Origin of the sequence: Pigmentiphaga litoralis, assembly GCF_014651835.1 — a bacterium.
Taxonomy (GTDB): domain Bacteria; phylum Pseudomonadota; class Gammaproteobacteria; order Burkholderiales; family Burkholderiaceae_B; genus Pigmentiphaga; species Pigmentiphaga litoralis.
In genome coordinates this window covers 1,846,704-1,864,291 of sequence record NZ_BMXQ01000001.1, presented here as the reverse complement: position 1 = coordinate 1,864,291, position 17,588 = coordinate 1,846,704, and the positions used below count along the sequence as shown (strand labels likewise).

19 protein-coding genes are annotated in these 17,588 nt (G+C 63.3%); all 19 read left to right on the top strand.

The annotated features are described in order from the left end of the window. The first annotated feature begins 7 nt into the window (after window positions 1-7). The 19 genes from IE116_RS08260 (at window position 8) to IE116_RS26060 (ending at window position 17,537) form a co-directional block, all read left to right on the top strand. The gene (locus tag IE116_RS08260) at window positions 8-1,237 is read left to right on the top strand and encodes a phage portal protein (protein ID WP_189611448.1); all 1,230 of its coding nucleotides are present in this window, start codon (window positions 8-10) and stop codon (window positions 1,235-1,237) included. Further along, window positions 1,209-1,853 (top strand): HK97 family phage prohead protease, encoded by a 645-nt coding sequence (locus IE116_RS08255; protein ID WP_189611445.1) that lies wholly within the window; start codon window positions 1,209-1,211, stop codon window positions 1,851-1,853. Before IE116_RS08260 ends, IE116_RS08255 begins: the two co-directional genes overlap by 29 nt. After that, entirely contained in the window at window positions 1,850-3,052 is a 1,203-nt protein-coding gene (locus tag IE116_RS08250) for a phage major capsid protein (protein ID WP_189611443.1), read from the top strand. Before IE116_RS08255 ends, IE116_RS08250 begins: the two co-directional genes overlap by 4 nt. 48 nt (window positions 3,053-3,100) lie before the next feature. Then, window positions 3,101-3,310, top strand: coding sequence for a DUF7302 family protein (locus tag IE116_RS08245; RefSeq protein WP_189611441.1), 210 nt, complete (start codon window positions 3,101-3,103; stop codon window positions 3,308-3,310). Continuing rightward, on the top strand, window positions 3,310-3,609 hold the full coding sequence (locus tag IE116_RS08240; protein ID WP_189611440.1) for a head-tail connector protein: 300 nt from the start codon (window positions 3,310-3,312) through the stop codon (window positions 3,607-3,609). The genes IE116_RS08245 and IE116_RS08240 overlap by 1 nt, the downstream gene beginning before the upstream one ends. A gap of 9 nt (window positions 3,610-3,618) precedes the next feature. Next, complete coding sequence (locus IE116_RS08235) at window positions 3,619-3,981, top strand: phage head closure protein (RefSeq protein WP_268249231.1); 363 nt, start codon at window positions 3,619-3,621, stop codon at window positions 3,979-3,981. Further along, entirely contained in the window at window positions 3,981-4,502 is a 522-nt protein-coding gene (locus IE116_RS08230; protein WP_189611436.1) for an HK97 gp10 family phage protein, read from the top strand. Before IE116_RS08235 ends, IE116_RS08230 begins: the two co-directional genes overlap by 1 nt. After that, window positions 4,499-4,867 carry a tail completion protein gp17 gene (gp17, locus tag IE116_RS08225; RefSeq protein WP_189611435.1) on the top strand — a complete coding sequence of 123 codons (369 nt, stop codon included), beginning with the start codon at window positions 4,499-4,501 and terminating at the stop codon, window positions 4,865-4,867. The genes IE116_RS08230 and gp17 overlap by 4 nt, the downstream gene beginning before the upstream one ends. Window positions 4,868-5,091: 224 nt before the next feature. Then, the gene (locus IE116_RS08220) at window positions 5,092-5,748 is read left to right on the top strand and encodes a phage tail protein (protein ID WP_189611433.1); all 657 of its coding nucleotides are present in this window, start codon (window positions 5,092-5,094) and stop codon (window positions 5,746-5,748) included. A gap of 7 nt (window positions 5,749-5,755) precedes the next feature. Then, window positions 5,756-6,070, top strand: coding sequence for a phage tail assembly chaperone (locus IE116_RS08215; RefSeq protein ID WP_189611431.1), 315 nt, complete (start codon window positions 5,756-5,758; stop codon window positions 6,068-6,070). 17 nt (window positions 6,071-6,087) lie between these two features. After that, a complete protein-coding gene (locus IE116_RS08210; protein WP_229828057.1) occupies window positions 6,088-6,381 on the top strand; it encodes a DUF1799 domain-containing protein in 294 nt (97 codons plus the stop codon). A 3-nt stretch (window positions 6,382-6,384) separates the two neighbouring features. After that, window positions 6,385-9,306 (top strand): phage tail tape measure protein, encoded by a 2,922-nt coding sequence (locus tag IE116_RS08205; RefSeq protein ID WP_189611430.1) that lies wholly within the window; start codon window positions 6,385-6,387, stop codon window positions 9,304-9,306. A gap of 37 nt (window positions 9,307-9,343) precedes the next feature. Further along, a complete protein-coding gene (locus tag IE116_RS08200; RefSeq protein ID WP_189611428.1) occupies window positions 9,344-9,823 on the top strand; it encodes a carboxypeptidase-like regulatory domain-containing protein in 480 nt (159 codons plus the stop codon). Window positions 9,824-9,907: 84 nt separating this feature from the next. Then, on the top strand, window positions 9,908-10,408 hold the full coding sequence (locus IE116_RS25865) for a hypothetical protein (protein WP_229828056.1): 501 nt from the start codon (window positions 9,908-9,910) through the stop codon (window positions 10,406-10,408). Window positions 10,409-10,521: 113 nt separating this feature from the next. After that, window positions 10,522-11,028: a hypothetical protein gene (locus tag IE116_RS08190; protein ID WP_189611427.1), complete on the top strand. Its 507-nt coding sequence runs from the start codon at window positions 10,522-10,524 to the stop codon at window positions 11,026-11,028. Window positions 11,029-11,031: 3 nt separating this feature from the next. Then, the gene (locus IE116_RS08185; RefSeq protein ID WP_189611425.1) at window positions 11,032-13,353 is read left to right on the top strand and encodes an SGNH/GDSL hydrolase family protein; all 2,322 of its coding nucleotides are present in this window, start codon (window positions 11,032-11,034) and stop codon (window positions 13,351-13,353) included. Window positions 13,354-13,415: 62 nt separating this feature from the next. Further along, window positions 13,416-13,964 carry a DUF1833 family protein gene (locus tag IE116_RS08180; RefSeq protein WP_189611423.1) on the top strand — a complete coding sequence of 183 codons (549 nt, stop codon included), beginning with the start codon at window positions 13,416-13,418 and terminating at the stop codon, window positions 13,962-13,964. Then, the gene (locus IE116_RS08175; protein ID WP_189611419.1) at window positions 13,961-14,371 is read left to right on the top strand and encodes an NlpC/P60 family protein; all 411 of its coding nucleotides are present in this window, start codon (window positions 13,961-13,963) and stop codon (window positions 14,369-14,371) included. Before IE116_RS08180 ends, IE116_RS08175 begins: the two co-directional genes overlap by 4 nt. Beyond that, entirely contained in the window at window positions 14,346-17,537 is a 3,192-nt protein-coding gene (locus tag IE116_RS26060) for a host specificity factor TipJ family phage tail protein (protein ID WP_189611417.1), read from the top strand. The genes IE116_RS08175 and IE116_RS26060 overlap by 26 nt, the downstream gene beginning before the upstream one ends. Window positions 17,538-17,588: the final 51 nt, after the last annotated feature.

The window sequence follows — 17,588 nt, the reverse complement described above, 5'->3', positions numbered from 1 at the left end:
TCAAAAAATGTCATTTCGTTGGTACAACCCTGCCACCTGGCGCATGTTCGGGTACACCGACCCGACAACTGGCGATTACGTGGAGGTCGAGACGACTGTCGGCGGGCGCCGCACCAAGGCAGGCGTCGTAGTGACGCCCAAGTCGTCGCTTTCGGTTCCCATCATTTGGTCGTGTATGCGCGTGCTCGTTGGCACCACCGCCGGTCTGCCGCTCAAGCTATTTGACGACCTACCTTCAGGCCGCGTGATCGTGCCGGCTGACAGGCGTCCGGCGCGCCTGTTGCGCAAGCCGAATCCACGCATGACGCGGCTGAATTTCTTGAAGCCGACGATCCTCAACCTCGCATTGCGGGGGAATGCGTATGCAGTGATCGATCGGGCGAAAAATGGCGATTGGATTGGCCTTGTCCCCACGTGTGCTGACGACGTTGAACCAGACAAGGACGCGGAGGGCGACCTTTTCTATTGGGTCATGTACGAGGGAAAACGCACCCCGGTGTCTCCAGAGAACATGCTGCACTTCAAGCTGTTCTCAAGCGATGGCATCGTTGGACTGTCCCCGGTTGAACACCTCGCCGACACGATCGGGCAGGCCAAAGCTGCGCAGGACTGGGCGAGCCGGTTCATGCGCAAGGGCGGCGTGACCGGCGGCTACGTGATCTATGAGAAGTTCCTGACCAAGGAACAGCAAGCTCAGATCCTTGAGAAGTTCCCCGACATTCGCAAGGACGACGTCAACAGCTTGGGGTCTTGGGGCCTGCTCCAAGGCAATCCCAAGATCGTTCCGGCCGGCCTCACCCAGAAAGACGCCCAATTTATCGAAACGCAGCAGTTCACCGAGGAAGCTCTCGCGGGCATCTGGGGCGTGCCGCTGCATCTGGCGAACCGTGCAAGCAAGACGTCGATCCAAGGCTCGAACGTTGAACAGACTACCAGCGGGTTCGTGACCTTCGGGCTGAAGCCCTACCTGGACGCAATCGAAGACGAGCTGAACGACAAGCTGTTCGGCGGCACCACGATGTTCGTCGAGTTCGTGGTCGAGGGGCTGCTTCGGGCCGACAGTGCCGCGCGCGCCGCCTATTACCAGATTGCCCTGGGCGGGAATAACAACCCCGGGTGGATGTCACAAGACGAAGTCCGCGAGAAAGAAAACATGCCTCGTCTCGGGGGCGACTACAGCAAATTGACCCGATGGGAGGCCAGAAGCAATGCTGACAAAACTGGAAGTGCCGTTTGACGTAAAGGCGGCCGACGATGCAGGCAACTTCGAGGGCTATGCATCGGTTTTCAACAACGTGGACTTGGGCGATGACGTCATCATGCCCGGGGCCTTCACCAAGGTGAAGACAACGCGAGGGGGCCGGCTGAAGCTGGCCCTTTTTCATGACCTGACGCGTCTCGTCGGTTCCGCTGAATTCCGGCAGGACGACCACGGGCTGTACATCAAAGGCCGAATCAATCTGGCCGTCAGCTACGCGCGCGACGCATACGAGCTGATGAAAGAAGGCACGCTCGACAGCATGTCGATCGGCTTCAACACCATCCTGGCCGCGTATGAGGAACGGTCTGGCCGCAGCATCCGCGTGATCAAGGAAGCTGAACTCTGGGAAGCGTCACTTGTGCCATTCGGCATGAACCCGGAGGCCCAAATCACCAGCGTGAAGTCGGACATCCGGCTTTTCGAGAGCGCCCTACGCGAACGCATGGGGCTCTCACAAAAGGAGGCGTCTGCTGTCGCCTCCCTCGGCTACCCCGCGCTGCACCGTGACGGTGACAACGTGGCCACGGCGATCGTGGATGAGCTGAAGCAACTATCCACCACATTCAATACCCACTTTGGAGTGTCGCAATGACCACCGATGTCAAAGAAATGCGTGAAGGCCTGGAGCGTCAGCTCAAGGAAGGCTTTTCCGGTCTGCAACAAAAGTACGACGCAGTAGCCGAATCGATCCAGAAGGGCGATGCGGTCACCAACGATATCAAGGGGCAGATCGAGAACCAGAAGGGCGAACTGCAGAAGGTCATCGACCAGGTGCAGGCGCTTGAAGAAAAGGGCGTCAAGCTGCGCGGCAACGGCGCGGAAAAGAAGGGCTTCATCGACTTCGTCAAGTCGAACGACGCCTACAAAGCGTTGACCCAAAAGCAGCAACCCGCTGCCGAATTCGAGGTCAAGAAGGCCGACATGGCGTCCATGTCCGAAACCAAGGTCACCAGTGCGGGCATCGTCGTGCCGAACTACGACCCGATCCTGCAGGACAAGCCGCGCCAGGAACTGCTGATCCGCGACCTGATCCCTACGACCCCTGTCACCGGAGCCAGCTACACCTACTACCGTGAACTGCTGCACACGCGCGGCGCCGGCATGGTGGGAGAAGGCGCCGCCAAGCCGCAGAGCAACGTGACGTTCGAATCGGTCACCGACAACGTGAAGAAGATCGCGGTGTGGATGCCGGTGACGGACGAAGCGCTTGACGATGTCCCGCAGCTGTACAGCTACATTCAGGAACTGCTGCGCTACGACCTGAAGCTGACCGAGGAAGGTCAGATCCTCAAGGGAGTGGGCACGGGCAACAACCTGAACGGCATCATGACCCAGGCGTCGACGTTCGACGCGGCGCTTTCGAAGGCTGGCGATACGGCGATTGACACCATCCGCCGAGCGATCTACCAGGCGCGTAAGCAGTCGAAGCGTTCTTCCGATGCCGTGGTGATGTCCGAGTTGGACTGGATGAACATCGAGCTGCAGAAGGACGGTGAAAACCGCTACCTGTTCGCCAACCTGCAAGGCTTGGTGACCCCGGTTCTGTGGGGGCGCCCGGTCGTAGCGTCTGACAGCATGGACGAAGGTGACGGCGAAGACACCGGCGGCGAGTTCCTGGTCGGCTCGTTCGCTCAAGGCGCTCGCATTTATGACCGCATGGCATTCACGGTCAAGGTCGGCATGATCAATGACGACTTCGTGAAGAACCAGCGTGTGATTTTGGTCGAAGAGCGGATCGGCTTGGCCGTGCGCCGCGCCTACGCCTTCGTCAAGGGCACCTTCGCGGTCTAACCCAATGGCGGGGGGCGCAGTGCGCCTTCCGCCCTACAGGAGAACAAGATGCAGATCAAAACCCTCTGGGGCTTCGAAGATGACTCGCGCAAGCTCGGCACCGATGAAAGCCGGGTCCGCGCAGGGGTGACGTTCACAGACGTCGACCCCAAGTACGGGCACGAGCTCATTTCGAAGGGCTTGGCCGAAGAGGTCAAGGAAGCGCCAAAGGCTGCTCCCAAGACCACGAAGCCGGCCGCACCGACCGAGACGAAGTGATGCTGGACGTCGCAAGCGTCAAGCGTCAGTTGCGGGACGTCGGTGACGATGAAGAAATCCTGCTCGAGTCCTACGTCGCGGCAGCCATTGCTCACATCGAGCAGCACTGCGATCGAAGGATCGTGGAAGGTGTGCCGGCGGACTCGAGCGAAATGTCGTGGACGAAGGACGTCGAGCAGGCGGCGCTGCTGTTGGTCGCGCACTGGTACGCGAACCGTGAAGCCGTCGTCGTGGGCGTGACCGCGGCGACTGTGCCGCTTGGGTTCGAGAGCCTGCTCTGGTACCGGAAAAGATTCTGAGGGGGTCGCATGCTGCGAGCTGGGACATTGAACCGGCGTGTCCGAGTCGAGACTATGGGCACAGCCAGGAACGCGTTGAACGAACCCATAAAGGCTTGGGCACTGCATGCTGCCATGTGGGTCAGCATCAAGACGATGAGCGGCAAACAGTACGTCACCGCCGATCGTGAAACCCACGAGGCCGCGGTGAGCATCCGCGCCCGGTACCGGAACGACATTACGCCGACCATGCGCATCGTCCTGGGAGCGATCGACACCGGTGGAGCGGTCGATTACTCGAAGGCCACGGTGTACGAAATCCTGGCGGTCCTGCCGGACGAAGCACGGCGCGAACACGTGGATTTTGCCTGCTCAACGGGGGCGCGCGCGTAATGCTGGACTTCAAACTGGATGGCGACTTGGCCGGCGATTTGGAGCGGCTCGACCAGGCCCTGCAGCAACAGGTTGCGCGGTCAGTCGCTCATGCTGGTGCCCTGGTCTATTACGGTGAGGCACGCACGCTGGCGCCCATCTATACCGGCCCTGCGCGCAAAGGCATTCGGCCTGGCCAGTTGCGGGAATCGATCTACCGTGCTCACTCGCCCGAGCTTTCGACGGACACGCTGCAGGTCTACAACATCAGTTGGAACCCGAAGAAAGCACCGCACGGCCACTTGGTGGAAAACGGTCACTGGCGCGTCAACGTGATCGTGCGTGTCGGCAATCGGATCGCTGCAACGACAGAGCGGCTGGATACGCCGGTGTGGGTCAAACCGGTGGCGTTCATGCGCCGGTCTGGCGATGCGTCGCCGCGTGCTCTTGCGGCAATGCAGGCTCGTGCCAAAGAGCGAGTGGCCGAGGTGCTTGCTGACCTCGCCAAGGGCGGGCCCATTACCGAGGCAGACAACGAATGACCATCGAAAAGGACATCCTGACAACGCTGACTGCAGGTTTGGGGGCGTTCGTCGGCGATCGCGTCTTCGTCGACGGGGCGCCGGCGGGCACACAGACGCCATACGTCGTTTTCACGCAAGTCGGTGGCGCCACGTTCGGCTTCCTCGAGTCCAAGGCGCCTGACAAGAAAAATGGTCGGTTCCAGGTCAACGCCTGGGCGGACACCCGCCTTGCGGTGGCACCGATCGGCCGACTGATCGAAGACGTGCTGGTCGAATCGCCAGCGCTTCGCGCGACGGTGCTGACTGGCGTGTCTTCGGCCAACAATGACGGCGTCGACCTGCACGGTACGCAGCAAGACTTTTCCATCTGGTTCGCCTCGTGAGAGGTGTTCCACCACGACACACAAGACCATGAATCCGATCACCAAAGAGTTGCACGAGAACCTGATCCGGTTGCTCAAGGGATGCCTGAGCGCCTGGGAAAAGTGGCTCAGCAAGCAGTAAGAACACACGTGCCTCGCAGGCTGTCGCGCTCCGCAACACAGCCATTTTGCCTCGCAGAAACCAATGCCGCCTTCGGGCGGTTTTTCATTTCTGGAGGCCTCAAATGGCTGTTTCCCTTCCCAACGGCATCATCTTCGCCCTGGCAATCGCCTACGGTGGGATGAAGAGTGTCACCGCGCTGACCAACGCTGAGAACGCGGTGGCCACGTCTGCCGCGCACGGTCTCGTCACCGGCGAATTCGTCGAAGTCACGTCTGGCTGGAGCCAGATTCAAGGGCGTATCGCACGCGTTGTGGCGCTGACTGCCGACACCTTCGAGCTGGAGGATATCGACACCACCGACGTCAACATCTTCCCGGTTGGCAGCGGCATCGGCGCGGTGCGACCCATCGCGACGTGGCAGCAGATCACCCAGGTGCTGGACGTCACCACGTCGGGCGGCGACATGCAGTTCGCCAACTACTCGTTCCTGGAAAACAACTTCGAGAGCCAACTGCCCACGCAAAGCTCGGCGCAGTCGATGACCATCAGCATCGCTGACGATCCGGCGCTGCCTGGCTACAAGGCGCTGAAAAAAGTCGCGGCAACGCGCAACCCGGTGGCGCTCAAGGCCACCTTCCCGAGCGGCGCGGTCACTGCCTACAACGGCTATGCATCGTTCAACGAAACCCCTTCCATGACCAAGAACCAGGTGATGGCTTGCAATGCGACGTTCTCGCTGCTGGCCCGCCCCGTTCGCTACGCCGCAGCAGCGGCATAAGGACATCATGTTCAAGATCAAAGCCAAACCGACCTTCGTCGCGCTGGTGCCCATCCCAGTGCCGGGGGGCGAGCCGGAAACCCTGACGCTCGTTTATCGCCACAAGACCCGTGACGAAATGAACGAGTACCTGCAGCGCACCGCTGCGCTCGCGACCAACGACGTCGGCCCCCTGATGGAGATCATCGAGGGCTGGCAGGACGTGGATGCCGAGTTCAGCAAGGACGCGCTGCAGGAACTGGTGCAGAACCACCACGGCTCGGTGACGGCCATCTTGGACACGTATGTGGTCGAGTTGGCGGAGGGTCGGCGAAAAAACTGATCGCCGCCGCGCAGCGCATGTATTGGACAGCCCCCGGCCAGAAAGAACTGGATAACTGGGGGCTGACCATGGCCGACGTTATGCCGGCCGCGGTGGAGATGTGGCCGGACAACGTGCTGATTCAGCGCGTGTTCCGGACGCTGCAGACACAGTGGGTGCTCGGCGGCACCGGCAAACCAACGGGGCTCAATTACGCGTCGCTGTCGTTCGTCATGCGGCGTTGTGGTGTGCCGCGCAAAGACATGGATGACGTGTTCGACGGTATCCAGGTGATGGAGGCCGCAGCGCTGGACCAAATGTACAAGGGGTAGGGTATGACCGATCAAGTGGTCGGCAAGACGACGCTGCGTGTCGGCGCGGACGTGAGCGAGGCCTCTACCAAGCTCAAGTCCCTGGCCAATGACGGGAAGAAGGCCGCGGACGATATCGGTCAGGCCGGCAAGCGCGCTGCCGGCGGGGTCAACAGCATCGGTGACGCGGCGGACAAAGCCTCGCAGCGGTTGGATCAGGCCAATGCACGGTGGATCCGTGGCGCCGAGACGCTGGCGGCCACCTATGGCAAGCCAAAGTCCGCGCTGCTGGAGTACCAAGCCGCGCAGCGCGGCATCAGCCCGGCTGTGTATGAGCCCATCATCGCCAAGTTGCGCGAGACCGAATCGGCAACGACCGGCCTCGGCATGTCCGCCAAGGCAACGGCGGCGGCAATGCGCGGCGTGCCGGCGCAGTTCACCGACATCATGGTGAGCTTGCAGGGCGGCCAGAACCCTCTGACGGTCTTCCTGCAGCAGGGTGGTCAGCTTAAAGACATGTTCGGCGGTATCGGCCCGGCGGCACGCGCGCTCGGCGGGTATGTCGCAGGGTTGGTCGGTCCATTCACGCTGGCGGCGGCCGCAGCCGCTGCGCTTGGGTTCGCCTACTACCAGGGCAGCACCGAGGGCGAGAAGTACAACCGTGCACTGATCACGACCGGCAACTATGCGGGCGTGACGGCAGGCCAGATGCAGTCGATGGCCCGCAGCATCAGCGAGGTGCAGGGCACGCAAGGCGCTGCTGCTGAAGCGCTGACCGCGCTGGCGGCGGGCGCACGCGTGGGCGGCAACGATCTGCAGCGCTTCGCTGCGGTGGCGCTGTCGGCCAACAAGACCATCGGCCAGAGCATCGAGGACACCGGCAAGATTTTCGCCAAGCTGGCGGACGACCCGGTCAAGGCGTCGATTGAGCTGAATCGGTCCATGGGCTACCTGACCGGCGCGACCTACGACCAGATCCGCGCGGCCGAAGAAATGGGCCGCAAGGACGAGGCCGGTGCGATCGCGCAGCGCGCCTACGCCACTGCGATGGAAAAGCGCATGGCAGAGGTGCGCAGCCAAGCCGGTACCGTCGAGCGCGCATGGGATGGCATCACGGGCGCTGCAAAGCGTGCCTGGGATGCGATGCTGAACATCGGCCGGCCGCGCGCCGTGGAGGACATCCGCAAGGAAGCGACGAAGATCCAGGATGAGATCAACGCCATTCTGGCCAACCCTGGCGGCATGGCGACGACCGCCGGTGGCGCAGCGGTGGGCGGCGGTGGTGGCCGGCAGAATGCTGCCCTTGATGCTCTCCGCGAGCGGCTGAAAGTGCTGCAACCGGCGATCATCAAAGCGGATGAGGAAGAGCGCAAGGCCACCGCCGATGGCGCGGATCGGGCGCGCAACCAGGCGGTCATCGACGCCAAGGGGAGGCTTGATGCGCAGAAGAAGGCCACGCAGAGTCGAGCTGAGCAACGTGCCGAGGAATTGGCGCAGTTCAAGCGCGATGCAGCACTGGCCGGCATCGTCGGTAAGGAATACAACGACCGCGTTGCCGCGATCAACGAGAAATACAAGGACAAGGCCGGGCCCAAGCCGAAGGCCTACACCGACAACGCGGCCGAACGCCTGCTGCTGCAACTGAAAGAGCAGGAGGCATCCGCCCGCGAGCAACTGACGACCGCCGGCAAACTCGGCCAGGCGGCAAGCCAGCAGGCCAAGTTCGAGCAGCAGATCGCCGACCTGAAGGAAAAGAAGATCCTGACGGCGGATCAAAAGTCGCTGCTGGCAGCTCAGGACCAGATCCGCGCGCAGTTGGCGCAGAACGTGGCGATTGAGCAGCAGGTAACGGCCAAGGAAAAGGCCGAGGCTGCAGCGCAGAAGGCCGAGAAGGAACGCCTCGCTGCGCTGGAACGCTACAACGAGCGATACGGGCAGATTCAGGCCACGATCGCAAGTTCGCAGCAGGCGCGCGAAGAGCAGTACCAGCGGCAGCTGGACGCGTACGGGCAGGGCGACAAAGCTTATGCGCGGCAGCAGGAGACGCGGGCCCTCTACCAGGAATACCTTCGGTACCAGCGCGAGTTGGACCGTGCGACGCCGACCGATCAGCTCGGCGGCGACGCCTATCGGGCGCGTACCGAGAACATCAAGGCGCAGTTGCAGGCAGCGTTGCAGGCGCAGCAGCAGTATTACAGCGGCGTGGACGCGATGCAGTCGGACTGGAGCACGGGCAGTCGTCGGGCTTTTGCGAACTACCTGGACACGGTGCGGAACGTCTCGGGCGCGGCCGAAAGCCTGCTGGGCGGGGCCTTCAAGAGCGCAGAGGATGCCTTCACCAAGTTCGTGACGACTGGGAAGCTGACGTTTGGCGACCTGATCAACACGATGGTGAGCGGCATCGCGCGGTTGGCGGTGCAGCAGAACATCACCGGGCCGCTGTTCAGTTTTCTGTCGACGGCGCTTTCTGGCTTCATGGGTCCGACGGCAACCCCGACAGGGCTGGTCAATGGCAACACAACAACGCTGGGCAATGGGGGCACAGGTTACGGCCTGACCCTGCCACGCCGAGAACATGGAGGGCCTGTCGCCGCCCGGCAGATGTACGAGGTAAATGAGCGCGGCATACCCGAATTACTTGAGACGGGAGGCCGACAGTACCTAATGATGGCCGGGAACGATGGCAACGTCACGCCGCTCGTGGCTCGCACCGCAGCCGGCGCGAGTCAGCAAGGTGGAACGCCTGCAGTCAACATCGTTGTCGAGGACCACAACGGCAATCAGTTCGAGGGATCGGCCACGACTGGCGACGATGGTTCGTTGCTGGTCAAGATGGTGGTGAAGCAGGCAGTCGATGCTGTAGCGGGACAATTTGATGCAGGTCAGGGCTCTGTCTATCGCGCAGCAAAAGGGCGATTCGGGTTGCGCGACAACTTCGGGACGTAGCCTTATGATGTAGTCCCACCATCATTCGACACGGACCATGAAAATCGCTCTGACGATTGCGCTGACCTTAGGGTTAGCTGCATGTGCAATGCCGCCCCAACGTACCACCGTCACTCGCCTGCCATTTAATGAGGCTGAATACGCCTCGCTCGCGAAGACCGGGACCGGAGTAGTGCGCGGCCAGCTTTTTGCCAAGCAGCGTGGCGGCGGCGTGGTCAAGGGTGCAGGTAGTGAGATTTTGCTGAATCCGGTGACGTCGTTGAGCCTGCAGTGGTACGACGCTGTTCGAGCCGGCAACATGATGTCGGAGCCTGATCCTCGGTACATGGCCGCAACCCGCACCACGCGGGCCGACGCAGAAGGGCGTTTCGAGTTCAGGGCGGTGCCGCCTGGAGAGTATTTCGTGACTGGCGCTGTCAGTTGGGAGGTACCGCAGATCGGCGTACAAGGTGGTGCCGTCGTTGAGCGCGTAAAAGTCCAAGACGCGGCCACGTCTGACGTCGTCCTGGCTCGATAGCCGATCACCATCGCAGAAGACCCGCTCCGGCGGGCTTTTTTTCGACAGCCGCGCCCGAATGCGGGACTGGCACACGGAGGACCTATGAGTGACGTCTTGGATTGGGCTGAAAAAGCCGCGGTGGAAAACCTCAAGGGTCGGCGGGAAAACGCCGAGGCCTTGGCGAAGGAATGCATGACAACGCTCACTGTCTTGCTCGCCGGCGGCACCGGCGCGCTTGCGTTCGCGGCCAACAGCTTGCAGACGGCTGTCAGTTGGTACGGCGTAGGTGCCGCAGCGTTCTCCGTCTACCTATTCGCGGTCGCGACAGTGCTCGTTTGGAAGCCGATGCGAATTTCGGAGCTTCCTGCGCTCTACAACGAGCCAAAGCACCTGTATCAGCCTGATTTTCAGTTGCAGCAGCTCCGCGAGATCGAGCTCAACAATATGCAGGCTCGAATCGACGCGGCTGTCGCCCGCAATCTCAGCGTTGGCACCCTGCTGAACCGGATTCGACTTGCCGCTATCGCGAGCCCCCTGATCGCGGTCGCTGCGGCGGCGTGTTGCGTGGTGCTTCCTTTCGGTCTGGCGCCGGCTGGGGGATGACTGGAGTCGGGGAGGGCTGCGTGGCTTTCATGTGGTCTTCCAGAAACTAGGCGTCTCAGTCGGCGCCACAACTTTATACCCGCTTCGGCGGGTTTTTTCATTCTTGGGCCCTCATGGCAGATATCCCGAAGTGGCCGGCGCTGCTGCCGCGGCCGACCGCGAGCGGCTACGGCTACCAGCCCAAGGCGCCGTTCGTGCGGACCGACATGGACGCCGGCAACGCGCGGCAGCGCCGCCGGTTCCGCACTTTCCCGACGACGGTCAAGCTGACCTGGGTTTTCACCCGCCAACAGTTCGACCTGTTTGAAGCCTTCGTCCACCACGACGCAGCCGACGCCGCTGGCTGGTTCCGGATCGACTTGGCCAACGGGCGCGGCACAAGCCCGGTGCAAACGCGCTTCAGCCAGAGCCCGCCCTACAACGTGTCGCTGATGGCAAGCGGCCTGGATCTGTGGAGCGTGGCAGCTGAGCTCGAAGTGAAAGCCATGCCCGTCGCATCTGTCGATGAATACACGCTCATGAAGGTGGGTGTGACGACGCCTGAATTCGCCGCGATCGACAACGCGTTCTACACCTTGTTCAACAATACGATGCCAGCGCACGACGCTTGGCAGGAGTGACTGATGGCGCAACTGCCTTTCCCTGAAGCCACCGCCCGGTGGTCCGCCACCGAATCGAAGGTCAACGAATGGGCCACCGGCGCCGGCAGCGTCAACTTTGGCGCCGGCCCGGTGAAGTCCCCCACAGCCCTGATTGCGTCGAAAGAAGCAATGATCGACAGCGCGGTGGAGTCACGGCTGGCCTTCACCTATCGCGGTGTTTGGGCGCCAGGCACGGCGTACGCGCGAAAGGACTATGTGCTGCACGGCGACCCGGTGCTGAAATATGTCACGGGCGATGCTCACGTGTCGGGCCAAAGCTTCGACGCTGATCTGGCGGCCGGGCGGTGGTTGCCGTTCCCATCAGAATCGCACATCGTCACGATTCAGGAACTCGGCGGCGCCGGCGATTACGACCTGGCAACCGGCGTGGGCCGCAACAACTTCTTCCCGCTGCTGAACTACACGCGCCTGTTCTCGGACGGGCCAACGGTGCACTTTCCGTTCATCACCGGAACGACGAACATCTATCACTTTGCCTACGAGTCGATCTATGGCCTTGGGCCTGGCACGGTCCGAATCACGCGTGATGAAGGGGTGAAGTTCCACCTGGTCAACGTGGGCTTCGACTGCGACGTCAACGGCGCGATAGAGATCATCCCGAGCATCGAGATGGGATTCACCTACCTGGAGGGGAGCACGTCCTTCGGGCAGCCGCTGAACGCAAAAGAGCGCCACTTTGTCGGGGCGGGCGACCTGATCCGCAACAAGTTCCGCAAGGTGGATCCGGCCGCTGAGTTCATTGCCCGCCGGTACATGTGGCCCGGCAGCCCGAATGCTGGCGGCAGCGAGATCGAAACGTTGGCGGGCAGCGGTGCCATCACCTACACGGCAGACACCGTTGAATTCAACTCGCCGGGCACCGGGTACTACGAGCTTGCTGAGATTCGATTGAAGGTCGGCCAGCGGCTGCATTGCTCAGTGACGATCCCTGCCGGCATGGCGGGGCTGACGCCGGCATGCTTTGCACGGACCGCGCTGGGCTACTACGGCATGACCTGGTCCGGCGGCAACTCGGCTTTCATCGAAAAGGAAGCTGGCAGCGGCTATGTGCAGGGCAACGTGGTGCACCCGCAGGACGCGTATCGCCAGGTGCACGCCACATTCGATCCGAGCCAGGCCATCATCACGATCGAGCCCACCAGCGCACACAGCTTCAATATCCTGGTCAATGGTGCGCTGTTCCGCTCGCGGACCGTGAAGGATCCGATCCAGGCCTATGGCATCGGCGGCTATCTGGCGGGAGTGACCGCCGGCGTCCGGTACGAAAACCTCTGGATCGAGGAAGGCGGGGCGCAGAATTCAACGGGCCTGCTGGGCCTGTTCTATATCGGCGACTCGCGCCAGCAAGACCCCGGCGCGCCTTGCCCTGGCCGATGGGCCGCGAAGTATCTCGACGGTTCGATGGGCATGCGCGTTTCGCAGTACCGGAACCAAGCGGTGGGCGGGCAGGCCTCTGCCAATCAGCTGGCGATCCTGCTGGCGAATGGCGTGCCTTCCGGTACCACCGACACGGTCATCGGCGTCGGCACAAACGACCAGCAAGGTGCGCTCGGCGCAGCTGCGCTGTATGCCAACGTGAAGCAGATGATCGCCATCTGCAAGGCCGCCGGGTCGCGGGTCGTGCTCGACCTGTACCCGCTCTGGTACACGCAAGCCCAAGCCGGCGCGCGCGGCCAGGCATCGACCCGTTATGCGGAAGGCAACCCGTACCGCGCAACCATCATGCGGCTTGCTGCAGAAGAGCGCGTCGTCGTGGTGGATGGGCTCACCGAATACGGCTTGATCATCGCCAACATGGTCAACCCGGCTCTGGCGCCCAACCTTACCTGGATGGACCCTGTCGTGGCGGACAACATCCACGGCAACCCGACGTTGTTCCGCCTGCAGGGTTGGGCACATGCCAAGGCGATTCTGGGTCAGATCAACAAGGTGACCAGCAACCGCGTCGACTGGACAGACCTGCCTTCGGTCTGGGCACCCCAGGAGGGTTGGAACTATGTCAACGGCTCCGCGCGGCGCTTCCGGGCCAATGACTCAGGCGACGTCGAATTCCGGATGCATCTGACCATGGCCGCCGGCGCTGCGCGGGCGAACGGAACCCTCGTGCACGGTTTCGGCAAATTCCTGACGCCTCGCGACCCGGTCGTCATCCCTGTGCTGACCGACCTCTTTGAGCCTGGGCACTTGGTCCTGTCGCCGGACGGTGGCTTGCGGTGCTACGGCCTGGCCGCGGCGGCCGGCACGACGTTACGGGTGGCCTCGGGCGTCTACAGCACGTACTGAGGCCGCCATGAGACTGAACCGACAACCCGCCGCGAGCGGGTTTTTTTTCGCCTGGAGGGTGCATGGCCGCAGCAAAAAGCGGACTAAGTGAAGCCCTGGCCGAGGCTTATGCTTCGGCGCCGGCGGATGCCGTGATCTTCGACACGATCGAGATCCGGCACCCGGCTTTCATCGACGACGACGGCAAGCCAACTGCGATTCGAGTCGTCATCGGGTACGAGGAAATCGAAGCACGGCTCGAAGACGATGCGCCAATGGACGCGGGCAAGGTGGTGAAGTTCATACCCGGCGCGTTCCGGTTCTCGCTGCCCGGCTTTGAGGCCGGATCGGTGCCCAGCATGCGCATCTCGCTGGACAACGCAAGCCGCGAGGTGACGTCCCACCTGGAGCAGGCGATCGCGCAGACGGCGCGTATCGAGGTGACCTATCGGCCATACCTGGCAAGCGACCTGTCAGCGCCACAGATGGACCCGCCTTACACGATGACGCTCACCAACGTGCACGCCGACGTCTTTCAGGTGACGGGCACCGCGACGCTTAGCGACGTGCACAACTGGCCGTTTCCTCGGCGCAGGTACACGCCTGACGACTTTCCGGGGCTGGTGCGATGACGCCGGCGGCGGTCAACGGCTACATCGGGCTGCCGTGGCGTGCGGGCGCGGTTGGGCCGGACGCATTCAACTGCTGGGGCCTGCTGCAGGTCGTCCAGCGCGATCACTTCGGCGTCGCATTGCCCGACCTATCGCTGGGCGATGCTGCGCGCCAGGCGTACGCGGCGCACATGCATGCCCGCGACTGGGAAGTGGTGCCAGCGCCGTTCCATGGCGCTGGTGTGCTGCTGCGGGGCGGAGACGATCCGCACGTGGGCGTCTGGCTGGATATCGACGGTGGCGGCGTGCTGCATGCGATGCAGGGCCGCGGTGTCATCTGGACGCCGCGCGCGGGCCTGCGCCTCCTGGGCTTTTCTCGACTTCAATACTACCGGTTCCACAATGGCCCATCTGATCGTTTGCCGTGACCCGTTCCGCCCGCAGGTCGGGCGCGAGGTCGTTCAAGTCTGCCGCCGCACGCGGGTAGATACGCTGCTGCGCGGGCGCGGACTCATTGCCGGGCGCGGCCGCAAGATGCAGCGGCGGCACCCGTTCATCGTGGTGGTCAACGACGCGCCACTGATGCAAAAGGACTGGGGCCGGGCGATCGCGGCAGACGATGTGTGTGCGGTGATGCTGCTGCCCCAGGGCGGTGGTGGATCGAACCCGCTGCAGGTCGTCTTGCAGGTGGCGCTGATCGCCGCGTCGATCTACGCCCCGTATCTGGCTGGGCTGACCATGACGCTCGCAAATGGCGCGGTGGTTGCATCCACCGCCGGCGCGCTGCTGAGCGCGGGTGTGATGCTGGCGGGCTCGCTTCTGATCAACGCGCTTTTACCCCCGCCAAAGGCGGCATCGGCGACGGCGCGGGAGGCTGCAAGCCCGACGTACACAGTGGGCGCGCAGGGCAATGCCGCCCGGCTGCTGGAGGCCATCCCAGTGCTGTATGGCCGGTTTCGGCTGTACCCGGACTTTGCTGCCCAACCGTATGTCGAGAACATCGGCAACGAGCAGTACCTGTATCAGCTGTTCTGCCTGACGCAGGGCGAGATCGAGATCGACAAGATCCGGATCGAGGACACCGACATCACCTCGTTCGGAGAGGTGCAGTACGAGGTCATCAAGCCCGGTGGCGCCGTGACGCTGTTCCCTGACAACGTCGTGACGAGCGACGCCGTGCAGAACCTAGAACTGCTGGCGGCCAATGAGGCGAACGTCGGCGACGGCTGGAAAGGCCCGTATGTGGTGAACCCCGCCAACACCGAGGCGAACTGGATCGCGATCGACTTCAGCTACCAGGGCCTGTTCTACGCCAACGACAGCGGCGGGCTGGATGCGCTGTCGATGACGTTTGAAGTCCAGGCGCAGCGGGTCGACGGTACTGGTGCCGGCGCGGGCGATTGGCTGGCCATCGGCGGCGAGACGCTGACCATGGCCACTGACAAGGCACAGGTCATCTCGCGCCGCTATCCGGTACCGCCAGGCCGGTACCAGGTGCGCGTGCGCCGCGTGGGCGACAAGGCGCTGGACTCGCGCGCCAGCAATACGCTGTATTGGGCCGGCATGCGTGCCTACCTGCCAAGCCAGAGCTATTACGGCGATGTCACCTTGCTGGCAATGGTCATCAAGGCGACCAACAACCTGAACGGCAACACCGCGCGCCGGGTGAACGTGCTCGGCACGCGCAAGCTGCCAGTGTGGGACGGCGCGACCTGGTCGGAGCCTGTAGCCACCCGAAACCCAGCCTGGGCGATTGCGGACGCGTTCCGCAACACGACGTACGGTCGCGGCCTGCCGGATAAGCGCATCAACCTCGACGAGTTGCTGCGCCTGGCAGGTGTATGGGCAGCCCGTGGCGATTACTGCGACGGCGTGTTCGACACTACGTCCACCCTGTGGGACGCGGTAACGCAAATCGCTCGCGTGGGCCGCGCGGTGCCGATGTATTACGCCGGCGTGATCGATGTGGTGCGGACCGAGCCGAAAACCATTCGCGAGGCCGTCTTCACGCCGCACAACATGGCGGCCCGATCGTTCGCCATCGACTATGCCTTTCCGGATGTGGACGCGGCCGATCACGTGGTGGTCGAGTACACCGACCCGCAGACCTGGAAGCCGGCGCAGGTGCCGTGCATCTTGCAGGGCGGCACGGCCAACAAGGCGGCCAACGTGCAGTTCTGGGGTATCACCAACCGCGATCAGGCATGGCGTGAAGGCATCTCGATGGCCGCGGCCAATCGTGACCAGCGCCGTGCGGTCAGTTTCGCGACCGAGATGGAAGGCAACATCCCGCGATACGGCGGGTTCGTAGCGGTGAGTCACGACGTCCCTCAGTGGGGCCTATCCGGCCAAGTCGAGCAGTTCGATCCGGTGAGCGGCCTGCTGCGCACAAGCGAGCCCTTGCAGTGGTTCGGCGCTGAATCGCACTACTTGGCGCTGCGCCGGCGCAATGGATCGGCAGACGGTCCGTACCTGGTCACGCCCGGACCCGACGAGTTCTCGTGCGTGGTTGTTGCGGCCGAAGGGGTGCGGCGTGCGATGTACGTTTCGGATGGGCGGCGGTCGGAGCCTACCATTTACGTGTTCGGGCCCGGCGAGCGCCGCGGCCTGGACTGCGTGATGCTCGCAGCCGAGCCGGACGAGGACGGCAAGGTAAAGCTGCGCCTGACGAATTACGCGCCTTCGGTGCATGAGGCGGAACAGGGCGGATCGGCTCCGCCACCGGCACCGGCTTCGCTGCTGCCGGGCGTGACGGCGGCTCCGGTGGTGGCATCGGTGTCCGTGGTGGGGGGGTCGGTCAACGGGCAGCAGACGGTGACGGCCACGGCCGCCCGCGGTGCAGAGCGATATGAGTTCGAAGCAAGCTCGGACAACCTGACCTGGGCGCTGCTCGGCTCAGCCACCACGCCGAGCATCAGCACCACGCTCAGCGTGGGTACCTGGCACGTCCGAGCGCGCGCGATCGGCGCCATGCCTGGGCCGTGGGCCTACTGGACTGGCGTCATCAGCGAAATGACGATGCCGCCGCCGGCGCCAACGCTTACCCTGCAGGAGGCGTGGGCTGGCAAGGCGGTGCGGGTCAACATCAGCAACGCACGCGGCGACTTTCGGACCATCCGCGTGTGGACTGGCGGCGTCATGCGGCGCGAGTTCAACACGACCAACTTCGTGATCGAGTGGACGTATGACGACGCCGTCGCAAGCAGTGCGGTCAGCCCCGAGGTGACCTTCACCGTACTCGAGGTGAACGTGGCCGGGCCGTCTGCCGAGGCATCGATCACCGTCACCAACAGCGCGCCGGCGGCACCGGGGGGCACGGTCGTCCAGGCGCAGTCTGGCTTGGCGCTGCGCCTGGTCTGGTCCACGGCCAGCGACGCGGCGCGGCACTACATCACGGCGCCGTCCGTGGGCGACTTCCCTGGCTTTAACTGGAGCGGGCTGCCAAACGGCGAGCCGTATGTGGACGTGCCGTTGCCGCTGGGAACGAATGGGGACGTGGTGTTTTCGCTTCGCTGCGTGGATCTATGGGGCAACTCTTCGCCGACGACGACGGTGCAGTATCAGGCGCCCCCGGATACCGGCGGCGGCGACTGACCATAAGCAACAACACGGCCCGCCGCGCGCGGGCCTTTTCTTTGGATTGAC

Coding starts and splice junctions, on each gene's coding strand:
- IE116_RS08260 (WP_189611448.1), top strand. CDS start 8: ATGTCATTTCGTTGGTACAACCCTGCCACCTGGCGCATGTTCGGGTAC.
- IE116_RS08255 (WP_189611445.1), top strand. CDS start 1,209: ATGCTGACAAAACTGGAAGTGCCGTTTGACGTAAAGGCGGCCGACGAT.
- IE116_RS08250 (WP_189611443.1), top strand. CDS start 1,850: ATGACCACCGATGTCAAAGAAATGCGTGAAGGCCTGGAGCGTCAGCTC.
- IE116_RS08245 (WP_189611441.1), top strand. CDS start 3,101: ATGCAGATCAAAACCCTCTGGGGCTTCGAAGATGACTCGCGCAAGCTC.
- IE116_RS08240 (WP_189611440.1), top strand. CDS start 3,310: ATGCTGGACGTCGCAAGCGTCAAGCGTCAGTTGCGGGACGTCGGTGAC.
- IE116_RS08235 (WP_268249231.1), top strand. CDS start 3,619: ATGCTGCGAGCTGGGACATTGAACCGGCGTGTCCGAGTCGAGACTATG.
- IE116_RS08230 (WP_189611436.1), top strand. CDS start 3,981: ATGCTGGACTTCAAACTGGATGGCGACTTGGCCGGCGATTTGGAGCGG.
- gp17 (WP_189611435.1), top strand. CDS start 4,499: ATGACCATCGAAAAGGACATCCTGACAACGCTGACTGCAGGTTTGGGG.
- IE116_RS08220 (WP_189611433.1), top strand. CDS start 5,092: ATGGCTGTTTCCCTTCCCAACGGCATCATCTTCGCCCTGGCAATCGCC.
- IE116_RS08215 (WP_189611431.1), top strand. CDS start 5,756: ATGTTCAAGATCAAAGCCAAACCGACCTTCGTCGCGCTGGTGCCCATC.
- IE116_RS08210 (WP_229828057.1), top strand. CDS start 6,088: ATGTATTGGACAGCCCCCGGCCAGAAAGAACTGGATAACTGGGGGCTG.
- IE116_RS08205 (WP_189611430.1), top strand. CDS start 6,385: ATGACCGATCAAGTGGTCGGCAAGACGACGCTGCGTGTCGGCGCGGAC.
- IE116_RS08200 (WP_189611428.1), top strand. CDS start 9,344: ATGAAAATCGCTCTGACGATTGCGCTGACCTTAGGGTTAGCTGCATGT.
- IE116_RS25865 (WP_229828056.1), top strand. CDS start 9,908: ATGAGTGACGTCTTGGATTGGGCTGAAAAAGCCGCGGTGGAAAACCTC.
- IE116_RS08190 (WP_189611427.1), top strand. CDS start 10,522: ATGGCAGATATCCCGAAGTGGCCGGCGCTGCTGCCGCGGCCGACCGCG.
- IE116_RS08185 (WP_189611425.1), top strand. CDS start 11,032: ATGGCGCAACTGCCTTTCCCTGAAGCCACCGCCCGGTGGTCCGCCACC.
- IE116_RS08180 (WP_189611423.1), top strand. CDS start 13,416: ATGGCCGCAGCAAAAAGCGGACTAAGTGAAGCCCTGGCCGAGGCTTAT.
- IE116_RS08175 (WP_189611419.1), top strand. CDS start 13,961: ATGACGCCGGCGGCGGTCAACGGCTACATCGGGCTGCCGTGGCGTGCG.
- IE116_RS26060 (WP_189611417.1), top strand. CDS start 14,346: ATGGCCCATCTGATCGTTTGCCGTGACCCGTTCCGCCCGCAGGTCGGG.